This is a genomic window from Heyndrickxia sp. NPDC080065 (assembly GCF_050281185.1).
Taxonomy (GTDB): Bacteria; Bacillota; Bacilli; order Bacillales; family Bacillaceae_C; genus Heyndrickxia.
This window is the reverse complement of the sequence record NZ_JBNNWS010000031.1, coordinates 15,291-28,381: the sequence shown is the minus strand read 5'-3', so window position 1 is coordinate 28,381 and position 13,091 is coordinate 15,291. Positions and strand designations below refer to the sequence as shown.

Sequence of the window (13,091 nt, the reverse complement as noted above, 5' to 3'; positions counted from 1 at the left end):
AGCTATTACTATATTTTGAATTATAATACAATTGTTCTCGAGAAATAAATGGAACCATTGTTCTAATTTCGAATATTCAGTATCATTCTGTCCTATTATGTAAGATTTTACTTTAAATTTCAAGAAATTATCTTCGTTAGAAAAAATTTTTTTATCTAAAATGTGAAGATTATGTGGATTGAAGTAAAGAGAGAGACTTATCTACAATTTTCTATATAACCCTTAGCTTATGAAGGCTTTAACAAGGAAAGTCCAAATTTCAACTTTCCTTGTTAAAGATTTACTTGCCGATTGATTAAGAAGTCTTTGACTTACCTTATTTCTTATTTCTTTTTTCTATTTTTGACTCGTTGATTTGCTGCATTTGCTCTTGCTTGAGCTTCCAGATCTGCTTGGTCTGCTAGCTCCGCAGAGTATTCGACATCTAAGCCATCTGATTTTAAATTTTTTGGTACTTGAGGAAGTTTACTTTTATTTTTATCACGAGTTTTTTGTTTGTGAGCACGACCCATGAACGAAAACCCCTTTCAAGTTATAAGTTACGGAAAATTAACTTCCGTAAGTATATAGTGTGTAGGTCTGGATGATTTAAAACAGGAAACTATTTACGTATTCTTTTCTTTCCGATTCGTTCTAGCACCCAGATCGTTAAGGGGATAAGTTCACTTTTACCCTGGATAAAGTTCATCCACTATTTGCCCTATCAAGACTTGCGCTTTTGTTCATACCCTCCAGCACGATCTGCTGATTTAAATTCATGGGCATATGTTACTGCTTGCATACTGGATAAATTGCTTTTTTCTTTTACACGTCTATCCTTTGGCATTCATTTCACCCTTTCATTTAATGGTTATTTTCATTATTGCCCTAAACGTAGCAAACATACAGTATCGGATGTTAAAATGATAATGAAAGGCTCTTTTCTAATACTTTGTTGCTATTTATAGCAAAGTAAAAATCAAAGATTTTACGAAGTAAATATCTAGTAGGATTTTTTACGGTTATTTTTGCACTTATACAAAAAGTAAGAGATGAAGAAAAGAGCACGAAACCAATTTATTTAAGTTTTAAGCTATTTACGAAAATCAACAATCTTTTCCAAAACAGCCAAATGAAATAAAGACGAAGAGAGTTGCGTGTTTATGCCGATAATAACGAAAATATCTGTACAGAAAAATAATGCTGAACGATACAATGTATTTCTTGATGGTAATTATGCATTTAGTGTAGATGAGGAAGTATTAGCTCGCTTTCAATTACAAAAGGGGAAAGAACTGTCCGATTTAGAAATTTCCGAAATTGATTATCAAGATGATATACGTAAGGGAGTAAATACAGCCATTCAATACCTTTCTTACCGCATGCGTTCTGAAAAGGAAGTATCGGATTATTTGAAGCAAAAGGATATAAATGAAATGGTTATTCAGGAAGTTATCCATAAGCTCTATAGTCTAAAGTATTTAAATGATTTGGAATTTGCCATAGCCTTCGTACGGACACAAATGAATACAACAAAAAAAGGGCCAGGTATCATTAAGATAGAATTACGGGATAAAGGGATTAGTGAAAATAATATTGAAACAGCATTGCAAGAATTTACAAATGAACAGCAACAATCACATGCGATTGACTTGGTTGAAAAAACAGTAAGACAAAATCAAAAGCTTTCAGAAAAAATCTTAAAACAAAAAATCGAACAAACCTTATTAAGAAAAGGTTATTTTATCGAAACGATCCAATTAGCTATGGATGAAATAGACTTTACAAAAGATGAATCGGAAGAATGGGATGCAATTGTTGAACAAGGTACTAAGGCGAAACGAAAATATCAAAAATACGATGGCTATGAATATAAGCAGAAAATGAAGCAAGCATTGTATCGGAAAGGATTCTCCATCGATCTTATAGAGCGGTTTTTAAATGAATATGAAGTATAAGGTAATTCTTTAATATGTTTTATAAATTCATTATACTTAAAGTTGTACAAGGTGGTGTAATTAATGGAACAGGATAGAAGATACAGTCAAATGTCAGACTATGAATTAAAACAGGAAATTGCATTATTAACAGAAAAAGCAAGGAAAGCAGAACAACTAGGCATTGTTAATGAATATGCAGTTTTGGAAAGAAAGATAATCATGGCAAAATCCTATTTGCTAAATCCTAAAGACTTTATTCCAGGTGAAATCTATGAAATTGAAGGAGATCCTGGTGTTTATTTTAAAATTGATTATTTAAACGGTGTATTTGCATGGGGCTTTCGCTTAGGTGGGAAGAAGGATGAGGAAGCACTGCCAATCTCATTATTAAAGAAATTATAAGAAAAGCGCAAGCGCCTTGCTCATCGGCGTACGGATTTCGTAGTCTTCGACTGAGATAAAGGAGACACGGCGAGGGACGAGTCGATGTTGACTTATCGTAGGGAGAAGACGGAGAAATCCGCTAGCCGATAGGCGCTGGAGCTAGACACAGCAGACACTTTTCATACCTAATATCCTTAGTGAATTTTATGCTTTCTTACCTTTAAATAAAGGTTGAAGCAGAAGGAATCAGCATTTACTGATTCTTTCCACTCTAACCTTCAGCTTTTAGCCTCTGGTTTTACTAGAGGCTTTCATTCTTTCTTGGGGATGTGTATTGGTTGTTCCGTCAGCACGCTTGGAAGCAAACTCTGCTTTTGCTCGTGGTTCGCCTTCGAATTTGTTATCATTTCCATATGGAAAACCTTTGGCTTTGTTTCGCATGTATCTGCCTCCCAATTCGCTTTATAACATGAGAAGAGGAAAACTCATGTGTTATTTATTATGACAAAATATTTTCTTTCCTATGAATGATTGTTTCTTCCTTTTTATAGGACTCAGGTTATCTAGGCGCAACATCTAATTTTTTTCTAAGCTTTTCTTTGTTATATATCCATCCCGTATACGAACCAGTAATGTCTAAATCCTCATTTATTTGAACAACTGCAACAAATGGATAGTGACCTTTACTTCTATAGCGCAAATCAATAAATCGAACTTCATAGCCACTATTAAATTCTTTTAACTCCCATCGATAAATTGGTGAGAATGACAAAAAAGCTGATATATTTTTATCTTCTTTCGCTTTTTCGATTACTTTGTTTTTGGGGATTGGTACACGATCATACTCGTCTAAGATAGTAATCGAATGTTTCAGTGCTCTAGCTACAAAAAGTTGTGTATCTGTGATAATGACAATTCTCCATTTGGAATACCTCATAGTAGGGGCGATAATGATTTTTTCTGCATTTGGAATTATTTTTAATACAGCTTTTTTTACAAACCATTGTTCTACGAATCGTAATACATAATAAAATACAACAATGCCGTAGATAATGAGAAACGTTATGCCTGGATTCCCTCCAAAAGCCCATATAATTAAACCGATTACATGGATAATAAAGAGAAAGGGGTCGAAAGTATTTATTGTCCCTAAGGCAACCCATTTAGAAGAAAAGGGTCGTAAAGCTTGTGTGCCATATGCATTAAAAATATCTACAAAAACATGTAGAAAAACGGCAAGGAAGGTCCATAACCATAAATGCAATAGATTTGCTTCTGGAAAGATAAATCCTAAAAATACTGTAATAAGCAAAGGCCATAATATGACTGCTGGAATGGAATGGGTGGCTCCTCTATGATTACGAATATATACAGCATTGTTTCGAAATTTTAAAAATGTATCGATATCAGGTATTTGTGATCCGATGATTGTTGCAATTAATACACTATGGGTGTTTATAGTATTGTCAGCTACAACAGGGTCTAGGGTAGCTAAACCACCCAAGGCAAACCCCATGACAAGGTGAGTTCCTGTATCCAAAACAAATGTCCTCCTTATGAGGGTTAGCAAATAATTTGTGGAAACATCTAGCCATATTAATTACTTGCAGATTTTTGTAAACATGATATGGTAAAAATGTGTCGAATGCAATGGACATTCGGTTAATAAACATAATTGTAATCTAATTTTAATATTTATTGTCTAGCTGTAGCGCCTATCGGCTAGCGGATTTCTCCGTCTCCTCCCTACGATAAGTCAACATCGGTTCGAGAAGTGCCTCACCGTGTTTCCTTTATCTCAGTCGAAGACTACGAAATCCGTACGCCGATGAGCAAGGCGCTTCCGCTTTTCTTATTGTCTAGCTGCAGCGCCTATCGGCTAGCGGATTTCTCCGTCTCCTCCCTACGATAAGTCAACATCGGCTCGAGAAGTGCCTCACTGTGTTTCCTTTATCTCAGTCGAAGACTACGAAATCCGTACGCCGATAAGCAAGGCGCTTCCGCTTTTCTTATTACTCTTCCCCATTACAATGATATTTTACATCTTGGAGGATTTTTATGATAAGTAGTACTGAACGTTTGAATATAGAAGAATTTCAAAATGATTTAATTAATTGGTTTAAAGCTGAACAAAGAGATCTTCCATGGAGAAAGGACCAGGATCCGTATAAGGTTTGGGTCTCGGAGATTATGTTGCAACAAACAAGGGTAGATACTGTTATCCCTTATTTCAATCGCTTTATTGAAAAATTTCCTACGATAGAAAAACTTGCTGAAGCAGATGAAGAAAGTGTTTTAAAAGCATGGGAAGGCTTAGGATATTATTCCCGAGTTCGAAATCTGCAATCTGCTGTAAGAGAGGTACACGAAACCTATAACGGTACGGTTCCAGATACACCGGAAGAAATAAAAACTTTAAAAGGTGTAGGACCTTATACTGCTGGAGCTATTTTAAGTATAGCATATGGGGTTCCTGAGCCTGCAGTTGATGGAAATGTTATGCGAGTTTTATCTAGAATATTAACGATTTGGGATGATATTGCTAAAGCTTCCTCTCGCAAAGTATTTGAGGAGGCAGTTCGTCAAATTATTTCACATGATAATCCATCCTTTTTCAATCAAGCATTAATGGAATTAGGTGCATTAATTTGTACCCCAACATCACCATCATGCCTTCTTTGTCCTGTAAGAGAGCATTGCAACGGTTTTATGGAAGGTGTCCAAAATCAATTACCGGTAAAAACAAAGAAAAAAAGTACTCGGCATGTGGAATTAGTTGCTGTCATCCTAAAAAATACGGAAGGTAAATATTTAATTCATAAGCGTCCAGAGCAGGGATTACTAGCAAATTTATGGGAATTTCCAAACGTTGAAAAAAGTAATTTAATTAAACCTAAGAACATTATCCAGGATTATTTGAAAAACGATTTTGATATTACGATTCAAATTGATAAGGAATCTATTACAAATATACAACATGTTTTTTCACATTTAACATGGGACATAGAAGTCTATACTGGGAAAATAATCGGCCAAGTAAAAGAAGAAAATAATATGAAATTAGTGACTGAGGAAGAATTACTTAGCTATGCATTTCCTGTTTCGCATCAAAAAATGTGGAAGGGATATCAGTCTATATTGGTAAAATAACATTCAAGGCGTACTATTTACATATATAGTACGCCTCGAATGTTATAGATCCTAAATTACCGCTGTTTTCCTAGTTAAATAATTATCAATCTCTATTGCCGCTTTTTTTCCTTCTTGAATGGCCCAAACGATCAAGCTCTGACCTCTTCTGGCATCTCCTGCTGCAAAGATTCCTTCTTTATTCGTTTGGAAACTGTTGTTATTTGTAGCGATACGGTTTTGTGATTTTGTAATTTCTTGAAAATGTTTATCGTTTACTCCTTCAAATCCAATTGCAATTAGAATTAAATCAGCATCCCAGTATCTAGAAGACTCTTCATGATTTCCACTAGCAAATGAAATTGTTTTTAATCTTGTAACTTCTCCTTTTTCATTCCCAATGAATGATTTAGTTTGGATAAAATATTGTCTTGGATCTTCACCGAAAAGATTGACAGCTTCCTCATAAGCATAATCTAAAGAAAAAATATGTGGATTTTCCGGCCATGGATTATTCTTTTGTCGCTCACTAGGTAATTTTCCATGCTTTCCGAACTGAACAACACTTTTACAACCCTGTCTAATGGCTGTGGCAACACAGTCAGCACCTGTATCACCACCGCCAATAACAATCACTCTTTTATCTTTGGCGGTAATTTTAGCTTCACTATTATTTAAGTAGGATTTAGTGCTAGCAGTTAAGTAATCCATTGCAGGATAGACCCCTTTTAAATGCCTGCCTTCGATATTAAGTTCACGTGGTTTTTCAGCACCAATGCAAAGAATGACAGTGTCAAAGGATGCCTCTAATTCTTCAATTGTAATATCAATTCCAACATGCATATTTGCACGAAAATCAATTCCTTCTTTTTGCAATAACTCAATTCTTCTTTGCACATGCTTTTTATCTATTTTCATGTTTGGTATTCCATACATAAGAAGACCACCAAAACGATCTTCTCTTTCAAATACTGTTACGGAATGCCCCATTTGATTAAGATCATCTGCAGCAGTTAATCCTGCAGGTCCAGATCCGATAACAGCAATTTTAAGTCCTGTTCTTCTTAAAGGTTTTCTAGGTTTAACCCAGCCCTCTGAAAAAGCACGATCAATGATTGCTTTTTCAATGCTTTTGATGGTAACAGCTTCACTAGGTAATCCTGCTGTACAAGATCCTTCGCAAGGAGCAGGACATGCTCTTGCTGTAAACTCAGGAAAGTTATTTGTTTTAGCAAGTCGCTGATATGCTTCATACCAATTTCCTTGATGGACAAGTGAGTTCCATTCTGGAATCAGATTGTAAAGAGGACATCCGCTTGTACTAGAGTTGATAATGGTCCCGATTTGGCAAAATGGTGTTCCACAATCCATACACCGAGACGCTTGCTGCTTTAATTTTTTTTCTGAAAAAGGCTTTTGGTATTCCTTCCAGTTCTTCACACGATCGATCGGATTTTTCTCAGAAGGCTTAGCCCTTTTAATATCGATAAATTCAGTCGAAGTTCCCAAATTACTCACTCCTTTACATGTGTATTCAAAAAGGAGGACAAAAAGAGCCGAGAAGTTGGAGGAAACACCGCTGTGGAGCTATTTTTCCCGGACTTTTTGAACAACCTTTTTAGAGGGATATTCCCATCGAAGGGCTATTAATCGTATCAATCGATTTACCTTCTTTTTTTAGCTGAAAAGCAGTTAGGGCTGCCTCTTTATTATCCATTCCTTGATCTTTTAGTTCATTTATTAAGTCGATCATATTTTTGTACTCATTTGGTATCACTTTTAGAAAACAATTGCTTAATGTATCCCATTGTTTTAGAATCTTTTTGGCTTTTTGGCTTCCTGTATATATATAGTGTTTTTGAATCATCTTATAAAGTTCAGTTTTTTCATCATTTGTTAGGTCATTTTCAACATTTATCATTTCAAAGTTAAGGTTTCGCATGATTTCTTCGTTATTGTCTGATTCAGAGTAAATATAGGCAGTTCCACCTGACATACCTGCACCAAAGTTTTTGCCTATTTTCCCTAGAATAACAGCTCTTCCGCCAGTCATATATTCACATCCGTGGTCGCCAACCCCTTCAACAACAGCATGAACTCCACTATTCCTGACACAAAATCTTTGACCAGCTGTTCCGCTTATATATGCTTCTCCAGAAGTTGCGCCGAAGAAGGTAGTATTTCCGATAATTGCATGATCTGCAGATTTATCTAAAAGGTCATTATGCTTAATCAACAATGTTCCCCCTGATAAGCCTTTACCAACATAATCATTGGCATCGCCAACTAATTCAAGAGTGATTCCTTTAGGAAGAAAAGCACCAAAGCTTTGCCCGGCAGATCCTTTAAAACTTAATTGAATACTATTCTCAGGTAATCCAGTCGGACCATATTCTGTCGTTATATAGTGTCCCAATAATGTACCTACTGCCCTGTCAGTATTTTTGATTTCAAAGTTAAACTTCGCTGAAAGCTGATTTTCTAGATACGGTTTTAATAGTGGGATGAGTGTATGCTGATCAAATCTTTTTTCTAACTCATGATTTTGATTTTCTGTACAAGTGTGAACGATTGCTTTTTTGTTTTCAAAACGATATAAAAGCTTTGATAAATCTAATTTCTTCGCTTTCCAATGTTCTCCTAAGTTTTCTTTTGGGTGTAATAATTGTGATTGGCCAACCATTTCACTTAAGCTTCTATAACCATTTTCAGCTAAAATTTCACGAACTTCTTCTGCAATGAATGTCATGTAGTTAACAATATGATCTGGGCTGCCCATAAATTTTTCTCGGAGTTTTGGATTTTGTGTAGCAATTCCTACAGGGCATGTGTCTAAATGACAAGCACGCATCATTAAACACCCAAGAACAACTAATGGAGCAGTAGCAAATCCAAATTCTTCTGCACCTAGACATGCGGCAATAATTACATCTTGGCCAGTCATTAATTTCCCATCTGCTTCTAATTTGACTCGGTTTCTTAAACCATTTAATAAAAGAGTTTGATGGGTTTCAGCAAGTCCGATTTCCCAAGGAATTCCGGCATGTTTAATACTCGTTTTCGGGGATGCACCTGTTCCACCATCATGTCCACTAATTAAAATTGTATCTGCAAGCCCTTTTGCTACTCCCGCCGCAATGGTTCCCACTCCGGCTTTAGCTACTAGCTTGACACTTATTCTTGCCTTTGGATTGGTACTTTTTAAATCAAAGATCAGTTGGGCCAGATCTTCAATGGAATAAATATCATGATGGGGTGGAGGGGAGATTAATCCCACTCCTGGTGTAGATCCTCTTACTTCGGCAATCCAAGGGTATACTTTATTTCCAGGCAATTGACCGCCTTCTCCTGGCTTTGCACCTTGAGCCATCTTTATTTGAATTTCATCTGCTTCTGATAAATACTGGCTTGTTACACCAAATCGTCCAGAAGCCACTTGTTTGATTGCACTTCTCCTTAAATCACCGTTTTCATCAATGAAAGAGCGATCTAATTCTTCTCCGCCTTCACCACTATTGCTTTTTCCGCCAATTCGATTCATGGCAATGGCAAGTGCTTCATGGGCTTCTTTGCTTAATGAACCATAGGACATTGCACCGGTTTTAAATCGTTTAAAGATGTTTTCAATGGACTCAACTTCTTCAAGCGGAATAGGAGATCGATCACTTTTAATTTCCAGTAAGCTTCGGATTGTTGTAAAAGGTCCTTGCTGATACATATCAACAAATTTTTTGTATACGTTTTTATCATTCGTTCTAGCAGCCCGCTGCAATGTATGAATACTTAAAGGATTAAATTGGTGATGTTCACCTTCACTTCGCCACTGTAGTTCACTACCAGAGTCCAGTGTGGAATCATGCGTTGTCAGCCCTGAAACAGCTTTTTCATGACGAATCAAGGATTCTCTTGCGATTTCACTCAAACCAATTCCATCTATTTGAGTAACAGTCCCGGTAAAATATTGATCAACAACTTTTTTCGCAATTCCTAGAGCTTCAAAAGTTTGTGCCCCACGATAGCTCTGAATAGAAGAGATGCCGACTTTAGACATAATTTTTACGACACCGTCTGTCAGGGCTTTAATATAATTTTGTAAAGCTAGTTTTAAAGGGAGATGAATATGCTTATCTAAAACTAATTGATGAATCGTTTCATAGGCTAAATAAGGATGTATGGCATCAGCCCCATATCCAAGTAGCATCGCCATATGGTGGGGATCTCTTGGCTCACCAGAATCAACAATAATACTTGCTTTCGTTCTTACTCCATTATTTATTAGGAAATGATGCAGACAGGATGTAGCTAATAAAGAGGGAATCGGAATCCGATTAATATCCGTTTGACGATCGGATAAAATAAAAAGCTCTGTCCCTTCATTAATAGCATTTAAAGCTTTTTGACATATTTGATTCAAAGCATTTTCAATTCCATCTGATTTGGAAAAATGTATATTAAGTTCTTGGATTTTAAAATCAGAGTTTTGTAATGAAAGAAAATCCACAGTCTTCAAAAATGGATGTTCAAGTTTTAGAAGTGCTTGTTCTTTAAGATTTCCCTCAAATAATTTAACTTGGGGACCAAGCCAGGTTACTGTCGAAATGACACATTCTTCTCGAAGGGCATCGATAGGCGGGTTTGTCACCTGGGAAAAGCCTTGCTTAAAATAATGAAATAAAAGCATAGGATTTTCTGAAAGTACGGCTAGTGGTGTATCAATTCCCATTGAACCAGTCGGCTCTTTCTTTTCAACTGACATTGGAAGAATCATTTTCATTACTTCTTCATAAGTAACCCCAAACACTCTTTGAAAAAAAATCAATTGTTTCTGTTCATGGATTGAAGGAAAAGGTAACTGCTTGATGTTATTTTTCAATGGAATCACATTCTTTTTTAAATACTGGTTATAAGGTTGTTTATTACTAATTTTTGATTTAAGCTCGTCATTTGGAATCAATCTTCCTAATTCAGTATCAATAAATAATAATTCACCAGGCTTTAAATGTCTTTTTTCTTTTATGTTTTCATCATCAATATCAATTACACCCACTTCAGAAGAAAAGACAACTCGATCATCATTTGTGATGTAATAACGGCCTGGACGCAATCCATTTCTATCTAAAATAGCTCCAATTTGTTTTCCATTTGAAAAGCCTAAAGCCATTGGACCATCCCATGGCTCCATGGATAGACTATGGTATTCATAAAAGGATTTAAGATAAGATGCCATTTCATCATTGTTCTCCCACGGCTCTGGAACCATCATCATTATAGCTTGTGGTAGCGATAATCCATTTAATGTTAAAAATTCTAAAACGTTATCGAACATAGCGGAATCACTGCCATCAGCTTGAATAATTGGTAAAACGGATTCTAAGTCTAGTTGTTCAAGGTCATCTGCAAGTGAAGAGATCTTCGCATTAAACCAATTTACATTTCCTTTGATTGTATTAATTTCTCCATTGTGTGCGATGATTCTGTTTGGATGTGCGCGTTCCCAGCTTGGAAATGTGTTTGTACTAAATCTTGAGTGTACAAGGGCAAGTGCAGATTTAAATTGTGGATGTGCTAAATCATTATAAAAACTTGATAATTGCTCAGCTGAGAGTAATCCTTTATAAACAATGGTTTGATTTGATAAACTGGAAATATAAATTTGATCGTTATATCTTTTTTCCATCACTCTTCTCAATACATACAGTTGTTTCATGAAAATTTCTTCTGATACATCCTTCGTATTTTTGAAAAATATTTGTTTGATTTGTGGTTGAGTAGATTTTGCTATTTCACCTAGAACTTGAGAAGAGACTGGGACAGTACGTTCTCCAATAAAGGGAAGATTTAATTTAGAGGCTTCCAATATGAAATCAGCAATGATTTGATTTTGAATTACTTCATCATGGGGTAAAAATAACATTCCTACCGCATAGTTACCTTGATCAGGCAGCTGAAAGGAGCAGTTTTCTTGAAAAAACTCGTGGGGAATTTGCATTAGAATCCCCGCTCCATCACTTGTACGATTATCACTGCTTTTTCCTGCACGGTGGTCGAGTCTTTGGAGCATTATTAGTGCCGATGAGATAATATCGTGAGAAGGACGTCCTTTAATATCTGCATAAAAGCCAATTCCGCAAGCATCGTGTTCAAATTCTGTCTGGTATAGACCTATATTATTCGGTTGTTTATATTCTAAAGTCATTTGGTACCATTCCTTCCATAAATAAAATCCGAATAGTTTGATAATAAGAAAAGCGCAAACGCCTTGCTCATCGGCGTACGGATTTCGTAGTCTTCGACTGAGATAAAGGAAACACAGCGAGGTAGTTCACGAGCTGTTGTTGACTTATCGTGGGGAGGAGACGGAGAAATCCGCTAGCCGATAGGCGCTGGAGCTAGACACAGCAGACACTTTTCATGTCTAATATCCTTAATTAATTTTATACTTTCTTACTTTTTAAAAAATTTTACTTTAAAACAATTCATCTATACAATATATAGTTAAGAATGAATTAATCTCAAAATTAGATTGGTGGGATTTTTAATGGAATTACGCCAAATTATTTATTTTATCGAAGTAGCAAAGCGGGAGCATGTAACTAAAGCCGCTGAAAACTTACATGTTGCTCAGTCAGCGATAAGCCGCCAAATTTCATTATTAGAAGCTGAATTAGGTACATCACTTTTTATTCGAGAAGGCCGGAATGTAAGGCTTACACATATAGGAAAGATATTTTTAGAGCATGCTGAGAGAGTCGTCATTGAGCTTGATAAAGCGAAAGAAAAAGTAGAAGAATATTTAAATCCAGAGGCAGGAATTATTCACCTAGGATTTTCAACAGGTCTATCTGTAAGTACTTTTTCGATGATGTTTTCTCAATTTAGAGAAAATCATCCTAACTTACATGTTCATTTTCATCAAGGAACTACCCCATATTTGATCAAGCAAATCGAAAGAGGGGATATCGATATAGCCTTTGTGGCACCAGTGACAAGTGATCATCCTGTAGTAAAAGGGGATATATTTTTTACAGAGAAAATGCTTGTTTTGCTTCCAGAAAATCATTATCTATGCTCAGAACCAGTCATTAGGATTGGGCAGCTTAAGGAGGAAAGGTTTGTTACTTTCCGTTCGGGTTTCTTTATTAGGGAAACGATTGAGAAAGCATGCCATCAATCAGGATTCCAGCCGATTATTGCTTTTGAAGGGGAAGATATGGATACGATTAAGGGGCTTGTTGCTGCGGGAGTAGGAATTGCTATTTTACCAGAGCTTGCTTTTTCTTATAATTTACCAAAGGATGTTAGGACAAAGGAAATAAGTGATCCATCATTTGTCCGCTCGGTGGGAGTGATTACTCCTAAAAAAAGGGAGCTGGCCCCGTCGGAAAAGCTCCTATATCAATTTTTAAAATCTTTTTATGATCGTCTTTACCGTTTTCAAATGTAGTCTAGTGACTGCTCCGTCTTTCTATTTCTTCAACAATATCTTTATAAATGGTTTGACCTTCTGCATTTAAATAAGGAAGAATTTGTTGAAAGCTGTAGTGGAAATGCTTAATTTCGGTATTAGTCCAATCAGTAATGGACATCATTGATAATTCTGTCATATCTCTTACGATTGTCATCGTTAGGGCCTCCTTATTGTTAATATTAAACTTAATA

At 35.9% G+C, this 13,091-nt stretch carries 11 protein-coding genes; 4 read left to right on the top strand and 7 right to left on the bottom strand.

The features are described from left to right. Positions 1-323: 323 nt before the first annotated feature. Positions 324-512, bottom strand: a complete 189-nt coding sequence (locus ACQKP0_RS24305) for a YfhD family protein (protein ID WP_427408392.1) — start codon at positions 510-512, stop codon at positions 324-326. Positions 513-703: 191 nt separating this feature from the next. Then, entirely contained in the window at positions 704-826 is a 123-nt protein-coding gene (locus tag ACQKP0_RS24300; RefSeq protein ID WP_427408391.1) for a YfhE family protein, read from the bottom strand. 316 nt (positions 827-1,142) lie between these two features. Between ACQKP0_RS24300 and recX the strand changes: the two genes are divergently transcribed. Both recX and ACQKP0_RS24290 read left to right on the top strand, forming a co-directional pair. Further along, positions 1,143-1,937: a recombination regulator RecX gene (gene recX, locus ACQKP0_RS24295; protein ID WP_427408390.1), complete on the top strand. Its 795-nt coding sequence runs from the start codon at positions 1,143-1,145 to the stop codon at positions 1,935-1,937. Positions 1,938-2,000: 63 nt separating this feature from the next. After that, on the top strand, positions 2,001-2,321 hold the full coding sequence (locus ACQKP0_RS24290) for a YfhH family protein (RefSeq protein WP_427408389.1): 321 nt from the start codon (positions 2,001-2,003) through the stop codon (positions 2,319-2,321). 267 nt (positions 2,322-2,588) lie between these two features. On the opposite strand, the gene ACQKP0_RS24285 is transcribed toward ACQKP0_RS24290, so the two are convergent. Next, positions 2,589-2,744: a small, acid-soluble spore protein K gene (locus ACQKP0_RS24285; RefSeq protein WP_427408388.1), complete on the bottom strand. Its 156-nt coding sequence runs from the start codon at positions 2,742-2,744 to the stop codon at positions 2,589-2,591. A 118-nt stretch (positions 2,745-2,862) separates the two neighbouring features. Then, a complete protein-coding gene (locus ACQKP0_RS24280) occupies positions 2,863-3,843 on the bottom strand; it encodes a metal-dependent hydrolase (RefSeq protein ID WP_427408387.1) in 981 nt (326 codons plus the stop codon). Positions 3,844-4,361: 518 nt separating this feature from the next. Here ACQKP0_RS24280 and mutY point away from each other — a divergent pair. Continuing rightward, positions 4,362-5,453, top strand: a complete 1,092-nt coding sequence (gene mutY / locus ACQKP0_RS24275) for an A/G-specific adenine glycosylase (protein WP_427408386.1) — start codon at positions 4,362-4,364, stop codon at positions 5,451-5,453. A 51-nt stretch (positions 5,454-5,504) separates the two neighbouring features. On the opposite strand, the gene ACQKP0_RS24270 is transcribed toward mutY, so the two are convergent. Together ACQKP0_RS24270 and gltB are read right to left on the bottom strand one after the other, a co-directional pair. Further along, positions 5,505-6,941 (bottom strand): glutamate synthase subunit beta, encoded by a 1,437-nt coding sequence (locus tag ACQKP0_RS24270; RefSeq protein WP_427408385.1) that lies wholly within the window; start codon positions 6,939-6,941, stop codon positions 5,505-5,507. 109 nt (positions 6,942-7,050) lie between these two features. Beyond that, positions 7,051-11,628, bottom strand: a complete 4,578-nt coding sequence (gene gltB / locus ACQKP0_RS24265; RefSeq protein ID WP_427408384.1) for a glutamate synthase large subunit — start codon at positions 11,626-11,628, stop codon at positions 7,051-7,053. 342 nt (positions 11,629-11,970) lie between these two features. Here gltB and ACQKP0_RS24260 point away from each other — a divergent pair, with 342 nt between their 5' ends. Next, positions 11,971-12,876 carry a LysR family transcriptional regulator gene (locus ACQKP0_RS24260; RefSeq protein WP_427408383.1) on the top strand — a complete coding sequence of 302 codons (906 nt, stop codon included), beginning with the start codon at positions 11,971-11,973 and terminating at the stop codon, positions 12,874-12,876. Position 12,877: 1 nt separating this feature from the next. On the opposite strand, the gene ACQKP0_RS24255 is transcribed toward ACQKP0_RS24260, so the two are convergent. Further along, entirely contained in the window at positions 12,878-13,054 is a 177-nt protein-coding gene (locus tag ACQKP0_RS24255) for a hypothetical protein (protein ID WP_427408382.1), read from the bottom strand. Positions 13,055-13,091: the final 37 nt, after the last annotated feature.